We start from the raw sequence: 23353 nt of genomic DNA, 5'->3' as shown, positions 1-23353 counted from the left end.
TTCGTTTCGTTTCTATTCTGATTCCGATTCGGAACTAACACTCATTGCAACGCCTGTAATCAATGAAGCCGCCAAGAGGCCGATCAGCAGGCTGACATCTGAAATCTGCGCTGCGCCGTGGAAAAAAGAAATCACCACCGTTAAACCAAGGCCTAAGGCAAAGGAAAGGTTGATTCTGTTCATCTGGCAACTACCTTTCACTGTGTGTGATTTGCCTAATGGTAACAGTATAGAGGGTTAGTGGTCCAAGACTATTTATGAAAGCAACAAGGCATAAGCTTAATTTCTTGGTTCTTATAGTCGCGCCCGGTACGAAACAAGCCGGACATATTTGCAAAAAATTGGGAGAAGGGCCTTGAAAGGGGATTTGACTAGTTCTAAGTATGGGTTGAGCAGGTTGATTGTTAAAAGCCTGGCAGAGGGGTTTTCCGGGGGATTTTATTTTTAAAGTAAAGGCTTAAGTTTTTTTGTCCAAAAGGGTGCCCAACATCTCGTCATAAGTCTGCACCGCCTTCAGGTTTGCTTCAAAGGATCTTTGGTTGACTATCTGGGTGGTAATTTCGGTCAGATAGTCAGTGCCGGAAGCCTGGATCATGCCTGAGGCCAGGTTGCCGTGCCCCTCGACACCGGGATTGGCGTTAACCGGCGGGCCGGAGGCTTGGGACTCCCTGTAGGCATTGCCCCCCAGCGCTTCCAGGCCGCCGGGATTGGCAAAAGTCGTAGTCTGAATCTGTCCCTGGGCCAGGACCTCTCCATTATTATCCAGCGCCTCTATGCGACCGTCTGACGTGACAGAGATATTGGTTGCATTATCCGGTAGTTGGAAAGGAGGACGCAGGGTTCTGCCCTGGTTGTCCACAACCTGCCCCTGGTCGTTGAGCATGAACTTGCCGTTCCTGGAATAGACTACACCGCCGTCGCCATCGTCCAAGGCAAAAAAGCCGCCGCCGTTTACGGCAAGGTCCAATGACCTGCCTGTGCTCACCAGGGGGCCGCCGGACATCTGAGTGGATCCGGTTATCTGGGCTCCGCCTCCGGCCGTATCTGCCTGTTCAAGGCGTCGGGGTTGAAAACCGGATGTGGAAGCATTCGCCACATTATGAGCCGAATTGGCTATTTTTTTCTGGGCCACTCGCATGCCGGATACTGAGGCCCAAATTCCTTGGATGGCCACTCTATGCTCTCCTATGTGGAGCCCCTAAGGGAAATACTTGCACCGTAATGGTAATTATACAAATAAACGATCGAATACGCCATTGGGGCAGGTTTTAAAGAACCAAAGGGGCGAGAAGGGTGAGAATAACTCGGCGATCAAGCTTGGAATGTAAATCCCCCACTGCCTGACCCATGGCCGGAAGATCCGCCTTCAGCCTGGCCAGGGCCTCTTCGGCTTCCTCTGTAGTGGGAGGCAGGCTGTCCAGGGCTGGACGGTTTTCATTGGATATAAGATCCACCATATCGGTCGGCTGTTTAAAGGACTTGGAGGAAACAGGTGCCGCCCCGGGCGCAGTGGTTTCCCGGCCTGTAGCTGAGGCCTGTTCCGTGGGAGCAGAGGGCTTGACCTGTTTTTTGGTGCGCTGGGGCGCATCTTTGTCATGCCCGTCCACCCGTTTGGCGGCGTTGTTTACAACCAGCCTGACATATGGGGGGAATTCGACCATAATCCAGAAAATTACCTTTTTCTTGTTAAGTTACATTTCTTCTATTACATGTATCGACCATCAGGGCCTTAAACTTTAAAAAAAAACCTTTCCAAAAAATTTTATTTGTCTTTAGCTGTGGAAACAGGGGGTTACATGAATAATAGAAGAGGGTGGAATTCAGGTAGCTCATAGAAATTATTAAATAAACACTTCAAATAAAAGTATAACGATAGAATTTTATTGACAAATAAAAATACTGTAATCAGAAGGTGCTGATTTGCCAGAACCTAAAAAATAATACGAAAGTGCCAAGAAAAGAAAAAAGTATCACCAGTATTTTTGTAAGACGTTTTAATGTTCTTGTTGGTGATTCTGGCGGGCCGCCTAGGCCGGACACTAAAAAACTTGTGTATTTAGGTAGTTATCCGGAATAAACGGCCCGAGCTTTCTCCTAGCGCCAGGTAATGACAGGGGGTTTTCGCAAAGGAAGCCGCTGGTATCCGATTTTGGGATAGCCCACCATCTGCGCACCTTGACTGACATGTCCCTCGGGAAGGTTCAGGCGATCCATTAAGGGTTGCCATAAGTTGGCAGCAGTATTAAAGAAACCCGCCCAACATGAACCCAGGCCCAGGCTGGGGGCAAATAGTTCCAAATAGGCCAGGGCAATGGTGCAGGCTGCGGGCGCGGTTCGTTCATCTTTATGGGCATGGGCCACAATCAAGTGCGGCGCTCCTCTCAAGATGCGGTCGACTCCCTTATCCCACAGCTCAATTATCTTATCCATCGACAGGGTTCTTGCTATTTTAGGTTTATTTTCAACCATATAGCGCATCCAGTCACATACCAGACCACCTATGGCGTGCATTTCGTCCGCATCTTGAATGACCAGCCATCTAGCAGGTTGGATGTTATGGCCACTTGGCGCGTACCTGGCTACATCTATAAGCTTTTCCAGCTTTTCTTTTTCAATCGGCTCATTTTTATAGACCCTTATGGAACGTCTCTTGCGCAAAAACTCCTCAGCCTGGTCCTGATCCCAATTCGCATTTTTTTCCAAGGGTGGACAGTCGTCAGGCGACATGGTCCGCTGGGTTATGGCGGTTGTGGGACAGACCGCCACGCAATGGCCGCAGTCAATGCAGATATCTTCGCCGCCGGAGACTGTCTGGGGGAGATCCTTGGGTTTTCCCAGAATAATGCCCATGGGACAGACCGCTGCGCAAAAACCATCTTTTTGGCATAGCTCCTGGTCGATCTCAATATAAGCCATCGTTTAAAGCCTCCTTGGAAAAATTTGCCTGTTTTGCGGAAAGGGAGTCATGGCCGGTCACCAATGACTCGGGATAAACTTAAAAAGATAGTGTACCTGGTTTTACCTGTCTTTTGCACCAAAGGTCTTTAACTTCCAGATCAATCCGGTTTCAGCCCAAACAGGGTGGTTTGCCCCGAATTTGTCTTTTTCTTAATATTAAGTCGCATAAGATATATTATGTAAACCTAAATATCAAAATAACAGTAATTACTGGTTTGCCGGGCGGTTTAATTGGGTTTAAGTGGCGCTTTTTTATTTAGGACAGGCTATTGACTGGCCTGTAACACAAAGGCTACAGTGTTGATGTGTTGGTGTTGACTTGGCTGTACCTTGCGTTATTTCTCAAGCTTTTTGAGGTGTTACTAACGTGAGACCTGGCCGGTTTTCACCTCGTTTAAAGGCGTGTGGAGCAAAACTGGACTCAAGGCGCCGGTTTAAACGGCCAGAACCGAAGGATCGGGCCGCCTGCCTTAACTATTTCGACAGGAAGAACCGATTGCTTTGATCCAAAGAAGAGGGTCAGAAACGGAAGAATTCGCTTTCTCCAGGGGTGAGGTCTCGTTTTCATTCCCCTCTCCCCTGGTGAAACAACAAGGGGCGGTCAGGCATGACCGCATAAGCATGGATAGGAGTTCCCATGTTCGAATTGAAAAAAGGCATCGATATCACTACGGACATCGGCGGAATTAAAACCGACGCCGAGGTGGTGGAAATCTTCAAACAGAAGATGGAAGCCTCTGAATTTGACAAAATCCAAAAAATCAAGTCCCAAGAAGCCCGCCTGAAGATAGCCAATGCTATTGCCTTGGGGCAGCCTGACAAAGTCTTCATAAATACCGGCGATGAAAAAGACAAGGCCCGCATACGTCAGATGTGCCTGGACCTTGGCGAAGAAAGCGCGCTTGCGATCAATGGCCACACCCTGCATTATGACTTGGCCGAAGAGCAGGCCCGTATTGTGGACCGCACATATTATATAGCCAATGACGACGAGACCGTAAGCTCCCTGGCCCAGCGCATCAGCCGTGAAGACGCCTATGACTACGTAAAAAAATACATGGTCGGCTGCATGAAAGGCATGACCCTGGTGGTGGGATTCTATTCCAGGGGTCCTGTGGGCGCCAAGGCCGCCATCCCGGCGATTGAGGCCACCACAAGCCTTTATGTGTGCCACTCGGCGGAACTCCTTTACCGCAACTGCTTTGAGGACTTTAACGCCGAAGTTGACCGTGTCGGCCACTTTTTCACCAATATCCATTGCCAGGGCCCCAACCGTCCCGAAGACCTGCCGAACGCCAGGGTTTTCATGGACCGCGCCCATCAGACAACCTTTGCCACCTTCTGCACCTATGCCGGCAACACCCTTTTGCTGAAAAAAGGCAACCATCGCTTTGCCGTGGACCGGGCCACTTATTATCGCCGAGGCGAAGAGTTGAGCGAGCATATGTTTATCACCGGGCTTAAAGGTCCCGGCGGCAGGGTGACGTTTTTTGCCGGAGCGGCCCCTTCGGGCTGCGGAAAAACCACCACAGCCATGGTGGGAGACGAATTTATCAGCGACGACCTGGCCCAGATCTGGATCGCGGACGACGGCACCATCCGAAGCATCAACCCGGAGACCGGAATATTCGGCATCATCGAGGATGTCAACTGGACCGACGACCCGGATATCATGAGCATTCTGCGGGAGGAAAAGGCCGAGGTCATTTTCTCCAACGTGCTGGTGGACGACGAGAAAAAACCCCATTGGATCGGCAACGGCGAATCCCATCCGGACAAGGGGTTCAACTTCCAGGGCGACTGGTTCGAGGGTAAGACCGATGCCAACGGCAAGGCCGTCCCCCTCTCCCACCCCAATGCCCGGTTCACGGTCCGGGCCGAATCTTTGGCCAACTACAGCCCCAAACTCACCGACCCGGCCGGTGTGGTGACCAAGGTCTTCACCTATAACGGCAGGGATGCGGACACCATGCCTCCCATCCGCGTAGCCAAAGACCCGGACGAAGGTGTGGTGATCGGCGCTTCCATTGTGAGCAAAGCCACTGCCACCGAGGTGGGCGCCACGGGCGTAAAACGTCAGCCCTGGGCCAACCAGCCCTTTATTCCCGGCGCTTTGGGCGACAACATGGTGGCCCAGTTCGAGTTCTTTAACAGTGAGAAAATCAAACCGGAAAACCGTCCCATAATGGCCGGCCTCAACTACTTCCTCACCCATGAAGCCAGAGGCGGCGCGGGTCAGGGCCTTTTGGGCGAAAAACGCGATGTCAAGGTCTGGATGGGCTGGCTGGACAGGCTGGTCTACAATGAAGTCGAGGCCATAGACACGCCCATCGGTCTTTTGCCCAAATATGAAGACTTGAAAAACATGTTCAAGGATATCCTGGGCAAGGAGTATCCCAAGGAACTTTACGAAAAACAGTTTGCCCTCTATACGGACAAGATCATCGCGCGTATAGACATGCAATACGAGGCATTTAAAAAAGAAGACAACATGCCTAAACGCCTTTTTGAAATCTATGAAGAGCAGAAAAAGGCTATGCAGGAACTTAAGGAAAAATTTGGCGCGGTGATTATGCCCGATCAACTTTAAACTGATTAATGACCCCTCAAAAAAGGCAGCTTCGGTCACCTGTGGGCGAAGCTGCCTTTCCCTATTTCTGTTTTGCTTGACTTTCCAAAATATAAGTGATATCAATACTTTTTTCCTCGCAAACAGTTCAAGTACCTGATTGCTGCGGCCGGTCCTTGATCTGGATTTTTCTAGAGTTACTGTGGGAGGATATCATGGGAAAGCCTGCAAACCCGCAAGGGGTTAAAATCCTGAATACCAACCAGATTGCCAAGGCAATCGACAAAATCGCCCTTCAGATACTGGAAAAACACCCGGATCCCAGAGACCTTTGCCTGGTGGGGGTGCACTCGGGCGGGGATCTTTTGATCCGCAGGGTCGAAAAGGCGCTTAGTGAAAAAAGCGGGGTTAAGGACCTGGATCTGCCCAAGGGTATGGTGGAGATCAGTTTTTACCGGGATGATTTCACCCGCCTTTCCCAGGTGCCGGTGCACCAGGCCACCAATATTCCCTTTGACCCGGATGATCGCACCATCATCTTAATAGACGACGTGCTTTTTACCGGTCGCACCATCAGGGCCGCCCTGGAAGGTCTTTTCAGCCAGGGGCGACCGGGCAAAGTGGAGCTTGCCGTTTTAATCGAACGGGCTCATCGGGAATTCCCCATTGCCGCCGATTATGTGGGGCTTCCCCTTAAAACCGACCGCCACCAATCGGTTAATGTTTACCTGCACTTGGACCCCCGTGAAGACCACGCCATCCTGGAAGATCACAAATACCGCACCAGTCGGGCTTCTTAAAGTTTTTACCTTTAAATTTCAAAAAGTTATCAACACCCTGGGAAAATATCCCTCTCGGGGTGTTGATCGGCCCTTCTGCCTTTGGGCGGCGCTCACTTCCAGGCAAGCTCCTCAATATCTTTGATAAATGCGCCTGCACCGATTTCAATCCGATTTGTTAGGGCATCCGTGTCACTGAGGTTAAAACTGGAGGCCAGATCACACTCAATAATTGAATCTACTCCTCTACCTGGTGTGACTATGCGATATGACGGCCAATTTTGATCCTTAAACAGTTCCCAATATTGTTGGTTTACTTTCTTGTTTCTTCCTGCGAGCCAAACTTCAAAACGAAAAGCCTCATAATTAAAAACAATGGCAACCTTTAGATCACGTTTTTTGAACGACTGAGGAGAAATTGCGAAATAGGTCATATCCATATATCCCTGATAGAGGGCCGATACTGAATAATCCGGATAGGTGTTTTTGAAATGGGTTCGCAATTCCATCATGTAAAATACCAGCGCCCTGTAAGCCCTTTGGATAGCCCCATTTTTGAGCTGCTCATGCAATTTTTCCAGATCTTTCTGCAATGAGTGCATAATTCCCCCTTTTTCAAAGTAACTCAACACGTATTTTACAACTAATTCAAAGAACAGAGGGCATCCTATTAGCGTTCTCGCCACCGGGGTCCCCAAAAAACGCAGTTTTTTAGGGGTGGTCTCCGGGGTCCCCTAAAAACGCAATTTTTTAGGGGGCAGAGTAGTGCTTGGGTGTCCATTTTTGCCGCCTCGACACTCAGGGAATGGAAAGCATTTCCCAGCAGGACTGCGGCAAGAATACCCCCTTGCCCTGCCCTTACTGCCCTGCCCTCCCTATCTATTAGAAATAATTGCTTATTTATTATTTTTTACATTTCCTTTGCAGATGGCATGCATGTTGCTGTATAGGCTGGTGACTCCCAGGTGGAGAAGAAAGAATGAAGATATACAGCGATTTCAGGTTGGGCGAAGTAAGTCTGCCCACAAAAAACAATCAGCCAGACCCAGGCAGCAAGGCCGGGAGTTTTGCCAAGTTCCTGGAACAGGCAGTGGAGAAAAACGGTTTGGCCACACCTCAGGCCGGGGAAGTCACCCCCAATGAGGCGGCTACTTCCGCTGCCCAGAAACCATTGCCGGTGATGTGGCACCAGGTCAATGGCTTATTGGATACTCTGGAGCGTTACGGCCAGGCACTGGGCGATGAAAACTGTTCCCTGCGGCAGATCGAACCCTTGATCCAAAGCATGGAACGCCAGAGTCAGGCCCTTAAAAATCAGGCAGGTTTGAATACAGATGAATCCCTGGCCGGGGTGGCTGAAGAAACCATGGCCCAGGCCCAGGTTGAGATCATCAAATTCAGGCGCGGCGATTTTGTCTGATCATCTGCTGATTGGCGGTTAGGGTATGAATATTATAAACATAGCCGGTCTTAACAGTCTTGCCTCGGACTATTACTCACGCCTGTCCGACAAACAGGTGGATAAGCCTGATGCGGACAAAGAAAAAGACCAGGCCGAAAAAGAGCAGCTGACCCTGGAAAAGCTGCACAATGCCAGGATTTTAAGCCGCAATCTCTTACAGGTGGACCGCCGCATCGCCCTCATGATGTTCGGCAAGCTCAAGTCACCGAGCTTGAAATCGGTTACTCTCATCATTATTTTGATTATTTCTCCCCTCACCATGTTCATGTCCGACCACGCACTGGCGGCCATGTTTTTACCCATAGGCATTGTGTTGTATAAGACTTCCACTGCGGCCACGGGTAAGGATGACCCTGAACTGGCCAAAATTCTTATGATAACCATTGCCATGGCCTGTAACTTGGGTGGTTCGCTCTCCCCTTCCGGCGCTGCCCGAAACATCATCATGATGAGCTACACAGAAGACATGTTCGGCATATCCATGGGCTTTGGCCAGTGGATGATTTACTGTGTGCCTATGCTCATATTCACTATTCCGATAACCTGGCTGGTAATCAACTGGCGCTTCAAACCGGCCGTAACCGACCTTGGCCCCTCCATCAACATAGTCAAGCAGGAAGTAACCAAAGACGGAAACGGCTGGACACGCAAACAAAAAGTATCTGTGGCCATCTTTTTAGTTATGCTTTTTTGCTGGATCACGGAGAAAAACCTCATCCTTGAGCTCACCGGCATTCGCTTTGGCATAGGTGTAATTGCGGTGATGGGCGCCTTGGCGTATGTCCTTGCCGGAATCGTGAACTGGCGGGATTATCAGACCAAGGTTGACTGGGGCGTGGTCTGGCTTTATGCCGGAGCTATAATCTTTGGCAGAATCCTTATCCAGACCGGCGGAGCCTATTGGCTGGCCAAAACCATTGTGGAATGGACCATACCCCTGGGTCTGGGAGAGGGATATGGCCTTTTGTTAAGCGGAAATATTATAACCGGCCTGTTGACTCAGCTCATGGCCGATGGTCCTGCTTGTGCCGCGGTGGGTCCGGTAACCCTGGCCATGGCCGGTCTGGTGCATCCGGGGACCAGCATAATTCCCTTTACCGCCATGAGCACCTCCATTGCCTCCTCTTTGGCCTATTGTCTGGTTATCGGAACTCCGCCCAATGCCATTGTATATGCCAGCGGATACCTGGAGCCCAAGGATTATATCCGCGCAGGCGCCATTCTCTGGTTTACCAACATGGCTGTATTGCTTTTATTATCTTATAGTTATTGGCGTTGGCTCGGTTGGGAAGGACTGCCCGCCTTTTAAGGCGCGCCTAAAGCGGGAGGCTATGCAAAATGATGCAAAAAATTAAGGTGTTAATGGTGGATGATGAAAAACAGTTTCGCACCACCACCAAAAAAATATTGAACCGCAAGGGCTTTGAGGTGTTGCAGGCCGCCGACGGCGAGCAGGCCCTGGCCATGATGGAAGAAATGCCCCAGGTTGTGGTTTTGGATATCAAAATGCCGGGCATGGACGGGCTAAGTGTCTTGGAAAAGATTAAAAAACTGGCCCCTGATATTCCGGTGATCATGCTTACGGGCCACGCCTCCCAGGTTTCGGCCCAGGAAGCCCACTGGCAAGGGGCTTTTGATTACCTGGCCAAGCCCTGCGATATTGATCTCCTGGCCGGGAAGATCAACGAAGCTTTTCACAGCAGGTCCCATGAGGATCCGCGGGCGGAAAAGCTGGTAAAGGATGTCATGGTGCCCCTGGAGGAATACACCCAGGTGAACACAGATAATACGGTTGGTGAGGCTGTGGCCGCCTTGAGAAAGTCTTTTGAGGCCAAGTTGAGCACCGACACCCTTATGGAGACCGGACACCGCTCCATGCTGGTGATGGACAGCCAAAAAAGAGTGCAAGGAATCCTTTGCATTATGGATTTAGTGCGCGCCACCATGCCGGTTTACCTAAATGCGCCCAAACCCTTTTTGGCGGATGCCATTCAATATTCCCCCATGTTTTGGCGAGGACTTTTCACTAAAGAAATCTTGAGCTTAAAAGACAAAACAGTGGGCGAAATTATGAGTGAGCCACCTAAACGGATCAAGTATACGGCTAATCTTGCACAGGCTTCTCACGGCATGCTTCAGGAAAACTGCCGTCGCATGCTTGTGGTAAAGGAAAATACACCTGTCGGGATTTTGAGGGAACAGGATCTGTTCTTTGAAATGGTCTCAATTATCAGGGAAAGTGAATAAAATCCACCAAATAGACTGGGCCGGGGCTTGTCTCCGGCTCAGTCTGCCGCCTTAAAGCTAAGGTTTAAGTTCTTCCTGAAATCTTTTTTATCCAGCAAATCAATACGCAATCTGTTTGCCATTTCCAAATGCAAAAAACGCCCTTGCCCGGACTGGTTAAGGGCCCGGCCAATTGTGTTTTGGGTGCCGCCCAACTCACCCACTTCTTTGGGAAAAGCCTTAACTACATATCCGGGCAAGGCTTTTTTGATTGCGTCCGCCTGCTTGGAAAACCATTTTTCAGGTTCACGAAGCCCGGAACTGAGGATCAAATCAGCCTTTTCTCCTTGAGAGGTTTTGCGAAAGCCATTCACGAAACTATGCAGCTGGATGACTTTTCCCTGCGGGTTCACCTGGCTGTAAGCCAAGGCCAAAGCTGTGAAAAAACTATTTTCAAGATGGGCCAGATCGCATGGCTCGGTCTGTTTTCTGGTCCGGCGGGGATAGGTGTTCCAAGAAACCACCGAGAAAGATCCCTCCAAGGCCAGATACAAGCCCAGCTCGCCGGTGTACCAATCCTTGAAGCTGTGGGGCAATTGCAGACAGGGAGCTTGCAATGCTTCCATATTAAACAGAAAAAAGCCCTTACCACAGGCTTTACCCTTTGTTTCCGTTATGATTAGCCAGACGCCCTGTTTTGTTTCAAGGCGTTGGCAGGAAAAACCCAATTCTTTGGCAGTTAATTCAAGTAAAGGTTTAAATTCACCTGCAAGTATTTGTTTAAAAAGGTCTTTTGCCTGTAAAACCTGAATTGCCTCCGGAGCCCTGAAAACATCTGTCTGTTGGGATTCATAGAGCAGATGCGGCAATACCTTGGCCAAATCAGACCAGACATAGGCATCTTTAGTCTTACAGACCTCATCTGCCATGGTTCTGGTAATTTTCCAGGGCCTTTCCGGAATGAGCATTTAAATTATACAGCTCCGGCGGTTTTAAGCAGAGTTCCCTTTTCCGGCCACCAACGCTCAAGCAGTCTGGCCGCGGCTATTGAACCGGCCAGGTTACAGGTGCCGCCTTTGTATTCCACACTGAAAAGCCCTTGGTAGCCGTTTCTGCGCAAAGCCGCCAGGGCCAAGGGGTAACCCAGCTTTACAGCCTTGGGCGCGGGATGGGGGTCATGGGTGGAAAAATGCACATGAACAGCCTTGGGCGCCAGCATGGTGCAGGCCTTTTGACATTCTTTTTTGTGATGAAAATTACCAATATCCAAACAAACTCCCATATTGTGACCAGTCAGCTCCACCAGGGACAACAGGTCACCGGGATGGGTGGTAAGCCCAAAATGGTTCTCTATGCCCATAGTTATACCCATTGAACTGGCGCACTTTGCCAAGGGTTGTAGTAATTTGGCTGCGATTTTTAATTTATCGGGGTTTGCCAGGGATGATTGGACGGCTTTTTTCCGGTTCATAACCAGGCAGGCCATGAGATAGGCCGCCTTGCCCGCCCTGCCTAATGGACGAAGGCTCCTGCGTTTGGCGCTGGAAAGACGGTCCACAAAAAGCAGCGCCCTGCTTACGCTTAAGGGCCCATTGCCTCCCACAGAGACCCTGACGGCTTTTACATTCAAAACCCTGCTTAATTCCAGGATCTTAATGGCCCGTTTTACCTGTTCTGCGCTGGTTGCCTTATCACCTGTCAACTCCAGGCTAAGACTCATGGCGGAATGTTTGAGCCCTGCCCCTTTCTGTGCATCTGCCAGGCTCTGCCATTTGGAAAGGTCAAAGCAAGGCATATGGCGGTCCAGCCATTCCACCCCGCTAAAACCCGCCCGGACAGCCAAGGCGGGAAGCTCGGCCAATTTTAAAGAACCGGTTAAAAGGGCTCGATTTACACTGACGGCATGTAAAAGGATCTCCATTATTCAGACCCATTCCAGCCCAAATAGCGCATTACTGAAAAGAGATCCGAAAAAACCGCCTTGGCGCTGCCAAGGTGACTGGAGCTTAAGGTTGTTGTAACAGCCAGACATTGTGCACCGGCGGCCAGGGCGCTTTGTATTCCGGCCGGCGCGTTTTCCAATACAATACAGTCCCCGGGGTTGAAACCCAATGCGTTCGCGCCTGCCAGATAAGGATCAGGATAAGGTTTATGCCTGGCCACATCTTCCGCGGTCACCACGGCGCTGAAACCGGCTAGAATATCCGGGGCAAGGCACCTTTCAACCAATGGTCTCCTACTGCTGGTAACCAGAGCCGTTTTCTTGCCGGATTCGGATAAGAAGCTTAAAAAACGGCGAATACCCGGATAAACACTCACCCCGTAGGCATACTCATCCAGATAAAGCCGGGCCTGGGTGTCTAAAAGCCTTTTCATGGCCTGTTTGGCTTCTGAAGAGGGCAATATCTTGTTATTCTTGGCAAAAATTTCAATTAAGGTCTCTTCGCCGAGGGATCCTTCATTTTCGAAAATAAATTCCAGGGAAACCTCCACCCCTTCTTTTTTAAAAAGACGCTCCCAACTGGCCGCATGTTGACGCATGGAGTTGAGAACCACGCCGTCCATATCAAACAAAACCGCCTCATAGGCAGATAGGTTCATTAATCAGATCTCCCGGGGTGGCTTAAATGCCATCCCCTGCAACACACCATGGCAACGACAGGCCGAAGCGATCAGCCATTTGCCTGGGTGTGCAATTATTTTTGCTCGTATTTCAAGAAGTTTTTCCGCCTTGAAACCGCCAACCCCAGGAGCCAGTTGATGACTGCGCAGGGTGGCGTTTTGCCAACCAGGCGAATTTATTGCGGCCAGGCGCTCAAAAAGCTGAAATTTTCTCTTCCGGCCCGTGTGAAAACAATGATCAAGAGGCTCCGGGCAATCATCGGGACACAAAAAATCAGCCATACTAAAATATAGCTGATTTTCCTTCCCATTGATAACGCTGGTTATATCGGCCAGGTCCATTTCAGGCAAAGGCATGATTTCAGGTTGTAAAAAATCCAGCTCCAGGAAGAGCCACTTAGCCAGAAAATGAACCGGTACAGCCGGAACCAGCCATTTGGGAAGAGAATCCTCCCTTAAAAGCGATACCGCGGTTTCCACAGCATCGGCCTCAATAACCTTTACATCCTTTTTATATAAATACGGCGTGGAACTCTTTTCCACCACCATGGCCACTCTTTTGCCCAATCTGTCCACCGCCAGGCAACCAAAACGGCCGCCTCCCAGCACAACCACATCCGGCTTTTGCTGTTTGCTTTTTTGCATCATTTGATTAACCCAAAACCTGCCAGCCAGATAGACAAAATTGCACACTTAAAGGGGCATGCGGCTCCTTAAAGATTGAACTATGATTGATTATGCGCGTAAGCCTTGAATCGGGCAAGGCCAGCCTGATTTTCTATTTATTTAGATTGTGATGGAACTTCTGAAAAGTTGTCGAAAGGCTTTCTGCATATGCCATGTAAATTAAGGTCATGTTTGCCTGTGCAAAAAAGCCGCAGACGCATTTTTACTAAATTATCTTGTAATTTCAATGAGTTATTAGTTTATATAGGCTGTTTTTTTAAAACGCGCACTTTTTAAACAACAGAATAAACCGGAAAGGATAAATATAATCCGCTAACTCAAGTGAATCGCTCGGTCAAATGTTTTTATTCTCATCAGGCTCGGCCGATTTTTCGACTTTTCTTTCAAAGGGCTGACCGGTAAAGGTGAGCACTCTTTGGGGGAAGGGTATTTCGATTCCGGCCTTGGCAAATTTTTGATGTATGTTTCGATTGACCAGGTGCTCAATCCTTCCCTTATCCGCAGGTTGCCTTATCCAAAAAAGCAGCTCGAATTCCAGGGCGGAATCGCCAAATGAACGAAAGCGCACTCTGGGCGGGGGATTTTGTATTATCTCGCTTATGCTCCGGCAGGCGGCTAGAAGCTCCTCTTCCACCTGGTCCAGGTTGCTTTCATAGGCAACTCCAATTTTTATTCGCAGTCTAAAACGGTTTATGTGTCCGCTTTGATTGACTATTTTGGAGTTAGCCATAATGGCGTTCGGTAAAGTTATCAACACATCATCCCTGGTTAGTATTCTGGTGGAGCGGATACCAATGTTGACCACCTCCCCTCTTTCCCCGCTTTCCAAAATGATGTAGTCGTTGATCTTGTAGGGGCGGTCCACAAAAATACTTACACCGCCGAAAAAGTTGGCCAGGGTGTCTTTTGAAGCCAGGGCCACTGCGGCGGTGACAATTCCGGCAGAAGCGACCAGGGGGGTGACGTTTATCTCCCACAAGTGCATAACCCAATAGGCTCCATGCACCAGGAGAACAATCATGATCAGATTGTTAACCAGGGGGAGAGTCTGAACCAGGGCTGAGTCTCCCCTTCTTTTTTGAATCACCAGGTTGAAAAAGGTGCGGGAAGCCCTGATGGCCACCCAGGTCCATAGGCAAACCAACAGGGTGAAAAGCCCTGAAGATGCGTAGTTTTGATATGTGTCATCCTCTATAAGGGCGGAAAGGGCCAAGAGGGCTCCCAAACTGACAACAGAGATCTGAACCGGCCTGTGGATCTGATTTATGAGCTGGTTGTCCAGGTCGGTCTTGGTGCGGGCCGCTATGGATTTTAAGACCTTCGCGAAGAAATGGTCCAGCAGCTTGGCCATGATCAGCGAAAGAACCATGATGCCGATGGCGAACACATAGGCATGGCCATAGGCCCAATCCCACGCTTGCGTCAGGTTCTGTGTATTCATGTAAGTTTCCACCCGGTTAGTTTTTTGGCAGCTAAGTGCGTTTTTAAAGTAAATCCAGCAAGATTGCCTATAAGAAATTCCGTAAAAGCCAAATTCAGGCAGGGAAAGGCCCAGGCAGCCTTTTTAAAATACCCTGATAGTTTATCACCAAAATCAATGGGATCATATTTAGCCTTTGCATAGGTGTCAACCATCCGGCTTGTGTTTTGACTTTTTATTGCGATAATGTTCAACTGTCATTGAAAAGAGGCCGTTATCGAAAGTGGAATATACAACAAGATGGGCAATTGCCGTCCGGCGACCTGCCCAAGGCGGCGGTGATGAAGAGCAAAAAAAAGCGGACAACTGGCAAAAATACCGGATCTTTTTTATTTTTTTCTATTTTCGCTCTACTTGCATTATGTTACGTCCTGGGTTGCTCCCCCAAGACCGTCCCGCCTCCCTCTGGCCATTCCAAAACCGCAGCCAAAGGCACATTTAAACCTTACACTATAAAAGGCAAAACCTATCACCCTTTAAATTCGTCAGTTGGCTTTGAAGAGGTGGGATATGCCTCCTGGTATGGGCCTAATTTTCATGGCCGCAAGACCAGCAACGGCGAGGTGTATAATATGGAAGCCATGACAGCGGCCCACAAAACCTTGCCCATGAACACCTGGGTTTCAGTAACCAATCTTCGAAACGATCTCAAGGCTGTTGTAAGGATTAACGATAGGGGACCTTTTGTGGACGGCAGGGTTATAGATCTCTCCAAGGCCGCGGCCCGCAGTTTGGGAGTTTTGGGGCCCGGAACGGCGAAAGTCCGGCTGGTGGCCTTGGGGTATAAAAAGGCAGGCACCGGTCAGGGGAATAAACCGGCCAGATATATTCCCCCCGCTTCTTATCAAAAAGGGCCCTTTGCTGTTCAGGTGGGGGCTTTTACCAGCGAAAGCAATGCCTGGCGCCTGGCCGCGTCCTTGCGGGTTAAATGGCAAACCGTGCAGGTGATTCGTTTTGACAGGGGGGACAGGGTGTTTTTCCGGGTTTGGGTGGGCAAAACGACAAATTTGGTTCAGGCCAGGGAAATGCAGGCCAAACTGAGAGAACAAGGCTTTCACAAGGCCTTTGCAGTGGCCTGGTAGCAATAGAAAACAAAAAACCGGCAAAGGTTCGGAAAATTATTCCGAACCTTTGCCGGTTAAGCATTCACACCAAGGGCCAATGGCCCTACTTTTTTGATTTATCCTTTACCTGATATATAACCGGAATATTTTCAAGGCTGTAATTCCGGTCCGGTTAACCGGCATAATGTCCATTATTTATGTTAGTCCGCAGCACGCCGGATACCTTAAATACTACCACTTTCCTGGCTCTTAGTTGAATATCCTGTTTGGTTTGCGGATTGCGGCCCCTTCTGGGTTGTTTGCGTTTAACCACAAACTTGCCAAAGCCGCTGAGTAATACATCTTCACCTGACTCCAAGGCTGACTTTATGATTTCCAGAGTGTTTTCAACTAGTCTGCGAGATTCACTTTTTGGGATGTCAATCTCTTCAAACAAAGCCTCTATTATTTTTTCCTTGGTAAGCGCCAACTCCAACACTCCTTTAGACAACGGTTGACAGTTCTTTATATCTGCTTATGGTTTTTCATAACTACGGTCAACCCAGGTGAGAATGCGTATGTTTGCAGGCGTATTGGATAAACATATACCATTACCATTATCTTAAGATATTATGTGTATCCCCACGTTCTTTGGCGTGGTCTTGTCCCTACATCCCCCCTGATTTTCAAGCATTTTAATTTATATTCGTTTTTTGAGAATGCCAGGCAATTATATTAATGAACCTGAGTGCTTCTTGCAAGAAAACAATTAAACTACCTGTAAAAAAAATCTTTTTAACTATTTGGTTAAAACCATTTACCTATAAGTAATTGGCATTTTGACAAGTTATTGATTTCACATGCAGCGCCCCTTCAAGTGAATAGAATCACATATGCCCACCTAGGGTCTAGACCCTAAGGTGATTAGGGGGGCGGTGATCATCTTTTGAAATCGAGCCCTTATACCCGTATGCACAAACTCGGATAAATTTTGGTAAAAGGCGGTATGTCGCCATTTGTCGGGTGAATTGAGGAGGCCATTCAGCGAGGTATGAATGGACCCGCATTTGTGAAATTTTGCTCAGCTGTATGACAACCTACATGCATCTGAACTGAAACACCTATGAGGAGTTATGACCATGGCAAAGAATCATGAAGTTAACGGCGCCAACGTATCCAGACGCGGCTTTTTAAAGAAAGCCGGCGGCGCCGCCGCGGGTGTGGGACTGGCAGCAAGCGGTCTTATGTTCTCCGGGAAACCGGCCCAGGCGGCTGAAGTCCCCAAAAAGTGGGACAAAGAATACGACGTTGTAGTCATCGGTTCCGGTTTTGCCGGTCTGGCGGCTGCAATTGATGCCAAAACCGCAGGCGCAAGCGTAATCGTATTGGAAAAAATGCCGGTGCCTGGTGGTAACTCCATCATCAACGGCGGCCTTATGGCTGCCGCCGGCACCCCTCTGCAGAAAAAAGAAGGCATTAAGGACTCTCCTGAACTGATGATGAAAGACACCCTCAAGGCCGGTCTTTACATGAACCATCCCGAGTTGGCCCGCATTTTCGTGGACGATTCCGCCGCGGCCGTGGAATGGACTATCAAGCTCGGCGCCAAGTACAAAGATAGGGTCACCCACTTGGGTGGTCACACCGTGCCCCGTTCCTACTACACCACCAACAGCTCCGGTGCAGGTATTGTGCGCCCCATGCTGAAGAAGGTTAAGGAAATGGGCATCCCCCTGCAGAAGAAAACTTTATTGGAAAACCTGATCATAGACGGCGACAAGGGCGTGGTCGGTGTCAAGGTCCGCGAAAAGTACGCCTTCCCCAAAAAGGACAGCGGCAAGGTCGTTTACATCAAGGCCAAAAAGGGCGTGGTCATGGCTTCCGGTGGTTTTGCCAACGACGTGGCCTTCCGCACCATCCAGGACCCCAAGCTCGATAAGAGCGTGGACTGCACCAACCATCCCGGCGCAACTGCCGAGAGTCTGTTGGAAGCCTTCCGCTGCGGCGCCACTCCCGTACAGGTTTCCTGGATCCAGCTTGGCCCCTGGGGCTGCCCGGATGAAAAGGGCATGGGCATCGGCTACATCTTCGCCATTTCCGGCGCATTCCCCTTCGGCGTGATGGTGGATCCCAAAGACGGCAAGCGTTTTGTGAACGAGCTGGCCAACAGAAAGATCCGCGCAGATGCAATCTTGAAGACCGGTCACTATGCCATCGGCGTTGCCGATCAGAACGGCGTGAAATATACTGCCAAGTTGGACAAGATGCTTGAGCGCGGCATCGTCAAGAAATTCAATACCCTGGATGAATTGGCCGCCTACTATAAGATCGACAAGAAGGGCCTGGAAAAGACCGTCAAGGACTACAATTCCTATGTCAAGAACGGCAATGACAAGGAATTCGGCAAGCCCCTGCGCAAGTCAGCCAAGCCCATTGCAACTGCTCCGTTCTACGGTATGAGGCTGTGGCCCAAGGCCCACCACACCATGGGCGGCCTGCAGATTAACCCGAAGGCCCAGGTTCTGGACTTAACCGGCGAGCCCATCAAGGGTCTGTACGCTGCCGGCGAGATCACCGGTGGTGTGCACGGAGCCGTGCGCCTTGGTTCCAACGCCACCACAGACTGCATTGTGTTTGGCCGTATCGCGGGACAGAATGCGGCTAAAGGTTAAATAACACAAATCCGTGGATTGGCTGCATAGATCCACTTAAGGGCAAAAGGGGGGAATTTTATCCTTCCTCCTTTTGCCCTTTCATAGAAAAATCAGGGGAGAAGACGCCTCCCCTACATGGCAAAAGAAAACGCTCGAAAGGCTAATGATCGATATGGAACCAATCCGGAGAAAAAGGCCGCAAAACTTCGTTAATTTCCTTGCCTTTCTGGCTTTGGCCGCTTTTTTGGGACTGGTCATGGCTTCCTCCACCCTGGCGAAGCAAACCTCTGAGCCTAAAAGGCTGACCAACGCCAAAGGCGGAGACTGTGTGGCCTGTCACGGCCAGGCCCAGGTGATGCCGGAAGGTCATGATGACACCAAGGACATGACCTATGAAGATTGCCTTGCCTGTCATGACGGCAAAGAAACAGCAAGCCTGCGCACCAATATACCCCTGGGGCATATCCACCATTTGCAGGGCGTTTCATGTCAGGATTGCCATGGCGATTCGGGCGAATATAATGCCCTGGAAACTGACGAATGCTTTGCCTGCCATGATTCGGGCGAAGGCGTGGCCAAGCTGACCGAAGGCCATGGAGAAGAAAACCCACATAATTCGCCTCACTACGCTACAGATCTGGATTGCGAGCTGTGTCACCACGTTCATGAGAAATCGGAAAACTACTGCGCCCAGTGCCATGACTGGGCCTTAGTCGTGCCCTGAGCCTCTTAGTTGGATTGAATTTGAGATTACCTGTCTTGTTGTCGGGCGGGTCGGTGAAAAATCGCCGGCCCGCCCTTCCCTCTTTATCTCTTCACGTGATTCAGTTAATCGTGTTGGGGACTTGCCCCCAATGCCCAAAGGCTATATATTTCACTTAGCAAGATGAACAAACCGAAAGGGGGCGACAAGGTTTCGACGGGGATAGTTGAGATTTAAGTGGCATGTCGGGATCCTGCTGGCCCGTTATCCGGCGGGAAATTAAAGTAATCGCAGACGATTACGCATACGCTGCGGCAGCTTAATGCCGTTGTCCGCCCAGCCTAAGCCTGCGGGGTTGGGATCGGGCATCGATTAGCGGGCTAGGAAACGAATCTCGCCTTGTGGATTCGGGACCGAAACTTAAGCAAGGCTGGCTTGGAAGAAACCCTGTTCGTGGGGGCTCGGCCAGGCGAGATTTAAAACACGAACTAAGCATGTAGAGGCTTAGGTTGAAGATTTCCGGACGGGGGTTCGATTCCCCCCGCCTCCACCAGGAAAACAAACAAGAACAGGGAGTTACTTCGGTAATTCCCTGTTTCTATTTGTCCCCAAATTGTCCCGCCCTATAGACTGTTTTTCCCTTATAGATGTAGCCAGCCTAAGTTAAAACCCCATGATAGTATCCAGAATTTCTCGCCTTTATTTTTAGTAGCAAGTCACTTACACGTTTAACTGGAAAGAGATTCGGGCTTTTCTTGTATAATTACAATTCCTCAAGGTTTCGTTGCAATTGTTTCGACTGCGGCAAGGCGGGAAGGTTCAATGCACCTAAAATCCCAGGTGGGGTATGGCTCTCTCTCCTTGAAAACTTATCGCAAAGTTCCACAAGCGGAGCCTTGTCTTCAATGCCAAGAGCGACCTTCATTTTTTTGAAATATGATGATGATTGAGAGCGAGCAAATACTTCAAAGGGAGCCCCCCTATCTGTTGCGTAAAGTGTTGTGACCGGAAACCAGTTATCAAAATAATCGTCAGTACTATGCAGGAAGCTGTATATAAAAAGAAAAAAGTCAGCCTGCATGACATGCTCAAAGTCGATATATTGTGAGACCTCAGCTCTTTGTTTCAACATGTCGGCATGTAGTGAATGCCTTCTCAACTTTAGGCGTTGATTTCGAGTTCCATCTATCGAGTTAAGGTATTTTCGGTATGCAGTATATGGCTTCATGGGAGGAGATGAGTCATGGGGGCTCACATAATAAAAATCTTGCAGCAATTCAGGCACTGCTGTGAATTTTTCTTCTTTCAAGGCAATAGCGACTGCGTACAAAAATAACTCATGGAGAAAAAAGTCGATAATTATCGGCAGAAGCCGCCAGCCATTGATTTATTCCCTCGGGGCACTGGGTATATAAGGGTATATTTTCTCCCAAAAGCGGCAAAGTGTTTCACCGGCCTGCTGTGGGGGAAAGTACCGGATCAGCGCCGTGAAGAGCTGCGCCAGCTCATTTTTAGGCTCCTCCAGCATTTCAATGCTCTGAACGATGCGGTCATCCAACTCGCCTTCCCCGTCGGCCTCCACTCGAAAACACTTCAGGTTTTCAACCACCGTGTCAAAGTAATCCCTGCATGCGCCCGGGGCATTGGCCTTGCCTTCTTGGATCGCATGCAATGCCATCCTGTGCTTTGAAGAACTCCCAAGAGTGATGACTTCATCCTTTAAAATAAACGCCGGGGCCTTGCCCAATTCAGGTTTCTTAAACACGGGCTTGTTGTATATGGTTCGCAGGAGCTGTTCGAATCCTTTGCCGAAAAGTTCGGGGCTGGACATGTCTATGTGGTTTCTGCCGGAAAGGAAGGTTGGGCAGCACGCTTGATCATGCTCATCACACTCCATGAGCACCGGGACAAACTGTTGCTCCTTGCCGGCAGGGTCTGCCTACCTATATAATTCGGGGGGATAATTAACGTCTCCGTCCCTACTCCACCTTTGCGATTATCCGCTTTCTCAGCGTATGCCTTGTCGCACAGTATCAAGACCTTACTGATGGACTTGTCCGTGACCATTTTCTCCATGTAGGCATTGATCTCGGCCCCTTCGACCAAGTCCCACTTATCCATGACCACATCAACGCCCATTTCAACGAGCTTTTCAGCAAGAGCAACTACCTTCTCCCCATATTCATGGGTCGTCCAACTGTAAGAGATAAATACTTTGGGATGCTCAACAGTTTCGTTACTCATGCTTGACTCCTTTAAGACGGCACCTTGCCGGTCAGAAATTGCTGCACGAGGCCTTTCTTGAGCTGCCCTTTGGCCGCAATGAGAGCTTTGTTTTTTATTATGGCGCGGTCCCAGTTTTTTGTGCTGCAACCTCAATGCCAGGGAATTGTATTGGACAAATGTTTCATCTATGAAGCAGTTCTATACCTGAGTTGTTTTCACCCACGAGATGTACCTCTCCAGTACTCAGAAACCTCACGTGAGGGGGCCCCCAGAGTTTAGAGTTGCCAATTGACCAAGTCGTATTGTGGGTTTATTCATTCCCCACTTTCCTTTTTATTCTCAATCGCCTTCACGGCTTTGGCAAAGTCCGACTCAATGCGCTGGGTTTTGTTGAACCTTTCGTACTCGGAGTGGGCCTTGGCGTCGGCCTGTTTGCGGGAGACGAATCCATATCCTTCCAATATCTTGTATTCGTTGAAGTCCAGAAAGCGGTTCACGCTGTCGGCGAAGGCCTGCATGGTGAAGGAGTTGCGGCTCTCAATGATCCGCTCAATCTAGTCAAAGAAGCTTGAGACGGTGCGTTCCAGCTGTTTGATCTCGTCCTCGGCCAGGTAGTTCTTTCCTATCTTCGTGTCCGAGAGTAGCACCCGCCCGTCCGGTGCGTTTTTGTAGGTTTGCATCCCCATAAGCGGCTTGTCCGCATCAGCCCTCTGATGGATCAGCTCGCTGGCGGTCTGGCCGGTAATGGCGAAGTGAAACTTGTCCTGCACATGGGCGTTGAATTGCAATGTGACCTCCGAATGATCTTCCCCCTATTTTGTGGACACGTAGTTAAGCAGCCATGCGGTTGTAAAAGACCTCTGTATATTCAAAGATATCGGCTTTAGCCTGCGTTTTTGTTTGATAATCTCTATGCATCACCAATTCAGTTTTCATGGAATGAAACCAGCTTTCCATGGGGGAATTATCCCAACAATTACCTCTCCGGCTCATGCTGCCTATCATGCCGTATGACTTAAGCTTTTGCTGATAATTATTACTTGCATATTGACAGCCTTGATCTGAATGATGAATCAGCCCAGGTTGTGGATGGCGTCGGCCTACAGCCATTTGAAGCGCATTTAAAACCAGCTTTTCGGTCATGCGGCTTGACATTGACCAGCCTACAATCATCTTGGAATAAAGATCCAAAATGGCAGCCAGATACAGCCAGCCTTCACGGGTGGGGATAAAGGTAATATCTGCAAGCCATTTTTGGTTGGGAGCTTCTGCTCCAAAGTTACGCTGCAAAAGATTGGGGCTCACCGGGTGATTGTGCTTGGAATTTGTAGTGGCCTTGTATTTTCTTTTCTGCTTGGCCTTAATGTTGTTTTTACTCATTAAACGGGCCACCCGATTTTTGCTCACCTGCTTTTTACGGTCCTTGAGTTCCGCGTGTATCCGGGGACTGCCATAAACCCCACGATTTTGTTTGTGTATGGCTTTGATCTCACAAACAAGCTTTCGGTTCTCGCGTGCCCTTTGGCTCTCAGGCCGATGAAGCCAAGCGTAATAGCCGCTAGGTGACACCTCCAAAACTCGACACATAAGCCTGATCTGGAATTTCTTGTTATTATCCTTAATAAACTGAAATTTCATTTGGGCACCCGCGAGAAGATGCCGATGGCCAACTCCCGTCTGAGACGGGCCAATTCTTCATTTTCCGGTTTTAGCTTCCCCTTTCCGGGAAATGCATGCTCTGAATTATCCTCAAATTGCTTTTTCCAACGGCCAAGCACTGTTTTGTCTATCCCAAGGTCCCTGGCTGCTTGAGAAATGCTAAGCCCTCCCTCAAAAATCAAGGATACCGCTTCCAGTTTGAATTCACGGCTATAACTTCTGCGTTTCTTGCCCATAAAACACCTCCAAGCAATTCATATCATGCTTTTTAAGGTGTTCTCTAAT

The 23353-nt window shown here is 49.4% G+C and carries 24 protein-coding genes, 1 other RNA gene and 1 pseudogene; 9 read left to right on the top strand and 17 right to left on the bottom strand.

Going from position 1 to position 23353, the window contains the following annotated elements:
- Nucleotides 1-12: 12 nt before the first annotated feature.
- The 4 genes from X474_RS26095 to X474_RS09460 form a co-directional block, all read right to left on the bottom strand.
- Nucleotides 13-183, bottom strand: a complete 171-nt coding sequence (locus X474_RS26095; protein WP_156360708.1) for a hypothetical protein — start codon at nt 181-183, stop codon at nt 13-15.
- 274 nt (nt 184-457) lie between these two features.
- On the bottom strand, nt 458-1174 hold the full coding sequence (locus X474_RS09470; protein WP_052515052.1) for a flagellar hook-basal body protein: 717 nt from the start codon (nt 1172-1174) through the stop codon (nt 458-460).
- 94 nt (nt 1175-1268) lie between these two features.
- A complete protein-coding gene (locus X474_RS09465) occupies nt 1269-1661 on the bottom strand; it encodes a hypothetical protein (RefSeq protein ID WP_044348473.1) in 393 nt (130 codons plus the stop codon).
- A gap of 433 nt (nt 1662-2094) precedes the next feature.
- A complete protein-coding gene (locus X474_RS09460; protein ID WP_044348471.1) occupies nt 2095-2916 on the bottom strand; it encodes a nitroreductase family protein in 822 nt (273 codons plus the stop codon).
- A gap of 679 nt (nt 2917-3595) precedes the next feature.
- On the opposite strand from X474_RS09460, the gene X474_RS09455 reads away from it, so the two are divergent.
- Both X474_RS09455 and pyrR read left to right on the top strand, forming a co-directional pair.
- On the top strand, nt 3596-5548 hold the full coding sequence (locus tag X474_RS09455; RefSeq protein WP_044348469.1) for a phosphoenolpyruvate carboxykinase (GTP): 1953 nt from the start codon (nt 3596-3598) through the stop codon (nt 5546-5548).
- A 194-nt stretch (nt 5549-5742) separates the two neighbouring features.
- Entirely contained in the window at nt 5743-6327 is a 585-nt protein-coding gene (gene pyrR / locus X474_RS09450) for a bifunctional pyr operon transcriptional regulator/uracil phosphoribosyltransferase PyrR (RefSeq protein WP_044348468.1), read from the top strand.
- Between the two features lie 92 nt (nt 6328-6419).
- On the opposite strand, the gene X474_RS09445 is transcribed toward pyrR, so the two are convergent.
- Nucleotides 6420-6908, bottom strand: coding sequence for a DUF7000 family protein (locus tag X474_RS09445; protein ID WP_044348467.1), 489 nt, complete (start codon nt 6906-6908; stop codon nt 6420-6422).
- Between the two features lie 377 nt (nt 6909-7285).
- On the opposite strand from X474_RS09445, the gene X474_RS09440 reads away from it, so the two are divergent.
- Genes X474_RS09440 through X474_RS09430 form a run of 3 tightly spaced genes read left to right on the top strand, consistent with a single transcriptional unit; the run spans nt 7286 to nt 10015 of the window.
- Nucleotides 7286-7726 carry a hypothetical protein gene (locus X474_RS09440; RefSeq protein WP_044348466.1) on the top strand — a complete coding sequence of 147 codons (441 nt, stop codon included), beginning with the start codon at nt 7286-7288 and terminating at the stop codon, nt 7724-7726.
- A gap of 25 nt (nt 7727-7751) precedes the next feature.
- The gene (locus X474_RS09435; protein WP_082464273.1) at nt 7752-9077 is read left to right on the top strand and encodes an SLC13 family permease; all 1326 of its coding nucleotides are present in this window, start codon (nt 7752-7754) and stop codon (nt 9075-9077) included.
- Nucleotides 9078-9106: 29 nt separating this feature from the next.
- Entirely contained in the window at nt 9107-10015 is a 909-nt protein-coding gene (locus X474_RS09430) for a response regulator (protein ID WP_044348465.1), read from the top strand.
- Nucleotides 10016-10053: 38 nt separating this feature from the next.
- Here X474_RS09430 and X474_RS09425 read toward each other — a convergent pair whose 3' ends face one another.
- The 5 genes from X474_RS09425 to X474_RS09405 form a co-directional block, all read right to left on the bottom strand.
- Complete coding sequence (locus tag X474_RS09425; protein WP_044348464.1) at nt 10054-10962, bottom strand: hypothetical protein; 909 nt, start codon at nt 10960-10962, stop codon at nt 10054-10056.
- 5 nt (nt 10963-10967) lie between these two features.
- Nucleotides 10968-11915, bottom strand: a complete 948-nt coding sequence (locus X474_RS09420) for a sugar phosphate isomerase/epimerase family protein (protein ID WP_044348462.1) — start codon at nt 11913-11915, stop codon at nt 10968-10970.
- A complete protein-coding gene (locus tag X474_RS09415) occupies nt 11915-12595 on the bottom strand; it encodes an HAD family hydrolase (protein WP_044348460.1) in 681 nt (226 codons plus the stop codon). The genes X474_RS09420 and X474_RS09415 overlap by 1 nt, the downstream gene beginning before the upstream one ends.
- A 3-nt stretch (nt 12596-12598) precedes the next feature.
- Nucleotides 12599-13264, bottom strand: coding sequence for a hypothetical protein (locus X474_RS09410; protein ID WP_156360707.1), 666 nt, complete (start codon nt 13262-13264; stop codon nt 12599-12601).
- Nucleotides 13265-13637: 373 nt separating this feature from the next.
- Nucleotides 13638-14744, bottom strand: a complete 1107-nt coding sequence (locus X474_RS09405) for a mechanosensitive ion channel family protein (RefSeq protein ID WP_052515051.1) — start codon at nt 14742-14744, stop codon at nt 13638-13640.
- 320 nt (nt 14745-15064) lie between these two features.
- Here X474_RS09405 and X474_RS09395 point away from each other — a divergent pair, with 320 nt between their 5' ends.
- Nucleotides 15065-15865 (top strand): septal ring lytic transglycosylase RlpA family protein, encoded by an 801-nt coding sequence (locus tag X474_RS09395; protein ID WP_052515050.1) that lies wholly within the window; start codon nt 15065-15067, stop codon nt 15863-15865.
- A 154-nt stretch (nt 15866-16019) separates the two neighbouring features.
- Here X474_RS09395 and X474_RS09390 read toward each other — a convergent pair whose 3' ends face one another.
- Complete coding sequence (locus X474_RS09390; RefSeq protein ID WP_044348457.1) at nt 16020-16316, bottom strand: integration host factor subunit alpha; 297 nt, start codon at nt 16314-16316, stop codon at nt 16020-16022.
- A 649-nt stretch (nt 16317-16965) separates the two neighbouring features.
- On the opposite strand from X474_RS09390, the gene X474_RS09385 reads away from it, so the two are divergent.
- The 3 genes from X474_RS09385 (at nt 16966) to ssrA (ending at nt 19736) form a co-directional block, all read left to right on the top strand.
- A complete protein-coding gene (locus X474_RS09385) occupies nt 16966-18498 on the top strand; it encodes a flavocytochrome c (protein ID WP_044348527.1) in 1533 nt (510 codons plus the stop codon).
- A 154-nt stretch (nt 18499-18652) separates the two neighbouring features.
- A complete protein-coding gene (locus X474_RS09380) occupies nt 18653-19204 on the top strand; it encodes a cytochrome c3 family protein (RefSeq protein WP_052515049.1) in 552 nt (183 codons plus the stop codon).
- 177 nt (nt 19205-19381) lie between these two features.
- Nucleotides 19382-19736: a transfer-messenger RNA gene (gene ssrA, locus X474_RS25575) on the top strand.
- Between the two features lie 210 nt (nt 19737-19946).
- On the opposite strand, the gene X474_RS09375 is transcribed toward ssrA, so the two are convergent.
- The 6 genes and pseudogenes from X474_RS09375 to X474_RS27600 form a co-directional block, all read right to left on the bottom strand.
- The gene (locus X474_RS09375) at nt 19947-20513 is read right to left on the bottom strand and encodes a hypothetical protein (RefSeq protein WP_056009602.1); all 567 of its coding nucleotides are present in this window, start codon (nt 20511-20513) and stop codon (nt 19947-19949) included.
- Between the two features lie 57 nt (nt 20514-20570).
- Entirely contained in the window at nt 20571-21014 is a 444-nt protein-coding gene (locus X474_RS09370) for a hypothetical protein (RefSeq protein WP_044348455.1), read from the bottom strand.
- Nucleotides 21015-21016: 2 nt separating this feature from the next.
- Nucleotides 21017-21427 carry an SEFIR domain-containing protein gene (locus tag X474_RS09365; RefSeq protein WP_082464271.1) on the bottom strand — a complete coding sequence of 137 codons (411 nt, stop codon included), beginning with the start codon at nt 21425-21427 and terminating at the stop codon, nt 21017-21019.
- A gap of 296 nt (nt 21428-21723) precedes the next feature.
- Nucleotides 21724-22212: pseudogene (gene rhuM / locus X474_RS26780) on the bottom strand (RhuM family protein); the annotation flags it as partial.
- Nucleotides 22213-22240: 28 nt separating this feature from the next.
- The gene (locus X474_RS09355; RefSeq protein ID WP_044348454.1) at nt 22241-23047 is read right to left on the bottom strand and encodes an IS3 family transposase; all 807 of its coding nucleotides are present in this window, start codon (nt 23045-23047) and stop codon (nt 22241-22243) included.
- On the bottom strand, nt 23044-23304 hold the full coding sequence (locus tag X474_RS27600; RefSeq protein WP_044348453.1) for a transposase: 261 nt from the start codon (nt 23302-23304) through the stop codon (nt 23044-23046). The genes X474_RS09355 and X474_RS27600 overlap by 4 nt, the downstream gene beginning before the upstream one ends.
- Nucleotides 23305-23353 lie beyond the last annotated feature (49 nt).

Source organism: Dethiosulfatarculus sandiegensis, from assembly GCF_000931935.2.
GTDB classification, from domain to species: domain Bacteria; phylum Desulfobacterota; class Desulfarculia; order Desulfarculales; family Desulfarculaceae; genus Dethiosulfatarculus; species Dethiosulfatarculus sandiegensis.
This window is presented reverse-complemented; position numbering and strand designations above follow the sequence as displayed.

Excerpts from the sequence above, each read along its gene's own strand:
- X474_RS09370 (WP_044348455.1), bottom strand. The coding sequence starts at position 21,014 with ATGTCCAGCCCCGAACTTTTCGGCAAAGGATTCGAACAGCTCCTGCGA.
- X474_RS09455 (WP_044348469.1), top strand. The coding sequence starts at position 3,596 with ATGTTCGAATTGAAAAAAGGCATCGATATCACTACGGACATCGGCGGA.
- X474_RS09415 (WP_044348460.1), bottom strand. The coding sequence starts at position 12,595 with ATGAACCTATCTGCCTATGAGGCGGTTTTGTTTGATATGGACGGCGTG.
- X474_RS09460 (WP_044348471.1), bottom strand. The coding sequence starts at position 2,916 with ATGGCTTATATTGAGATCGACCAGGAGCTATGCCAAAAAGATGGTTTT.
- X474_RS09355 (WP_044348454.1), bottom strand. The coding sequence starts at position 23,047 with ATGAAATTTCAGTTTATTAAGGATAATAACAAGAAATTCCAGATCAGG.
- X474_RS27600 (WP_044348453.1), bottom strand. The coding sequence starts at position 23,304 with ATGGGCAAGAAACGCAGAAGTTATAGCCGTGAATTCAAACTGGAAGCG.
- X474_RS09420 (WP_044348462.1), bottom strand. The coding sequence starts at position 11,915 with ATGGAGATCCTTTTACATGCCGTCAGTGTAAATCGAGCCCTTTTAACC.
- X474_RS09380 (WP_052515049.1), top strand. The coding sequence starts at position 18,653 with ATGGAACCAATCCGGAGAAAAAGGCCGCAAAACTTCGTTAATTTCCTT.
- X474_RS09410 (WP_156360707.1), bottom strand. The coding sequence starts at position 13,264 with ATGATGCAAAAAAGCAAACAGCAAAAGCCGGATGTGGTTGTGCTGGGA.
- X474_RS26095 (WP_156360708.1), bottom strand. The coding sequence starts at position 183 with ATGAACAGAATCAACCTTTCCTTTGCCTTAGGCCTTGGTTTAACGGTG.
- X474_RS09435 (WP_082464273.1), top strand. The coding sequence starts at position 7,752 with ATGAATATTATAAACATAGCCGGTCTTAACAGTCTTGCCTCGGACTAT.
- X474_RS09365 (WP_082464271.1), bottom strand. The coding sequence starts at position 21,427 with ATGAGTAACGAAACTGTTGAGCATCCCAAAGTATTTATCTCTTACAGT.
- X474_RS09440 (WP_044348466.1), top strand. The coding sequence starts at position 7,286 with ATGAAGATATACAGCGATTTCAGGTTGGGCGAAGTAAGTCTGCCCACA.
- X474_RS09430 (WP_044348465.1), top strand. The coding sequence starts at position 9,107 with ATGATGCAAAAAATTAAGGTGTTAATGGTGGATGATGAAAAACAGTTT.
- X474_RS09385 (WP_044348527.1), top strand. The coding sequence starts at position 16,966 with ATGGCAAAGAATCATGAAGTTAACGGCGCCAACGTATCCAGACGCGGC.
- X474_RS09425 (WP_044348464.1), bottom strand. The coding sequence starts at position 10,962 with ATGCTCATTCCGGAAAGGCCCTGGAAAATTACCAGAACCATGGCAGAT.
- X474_RS09395 (WP_052515050.1), top strand. The coding sequence starts at position 15,065 with ATGAAGAGCAAAAAAAAGCGGACAACTGGCAAAAATACCGGATCTTTT.
- X474_RS09405 (WP_052515051.1), bottom strand. The coding sequence starts at position 14,744 with ATGAATACACAGAACCTGACGCAAGCGTGGGATTGGGCCTATGGCCAT.
- X474_RS09465 (WP_044348473.1), bottom strand. The coding sequence starts at position 1,661 with ATGGTCGAATTCCCCCCATATGTCAGGCTGGTTGTAAACAACGCCGCC.
- X474_RS09445 (WP_044348467.1), bottom strand. The coding sequence starts at position 6,908 with ATGCACTCATTGCAGAAAGATCTGGAAAAATTGCATGAGCAGCTCAAA.
- pyrR (WP_044348468.1), top strand. The coding sequence starts at position 5,743 with ATGGGAAAGCCTGCAAACCCGCAAGGGGTTAAAATCCTGAATACCAAC.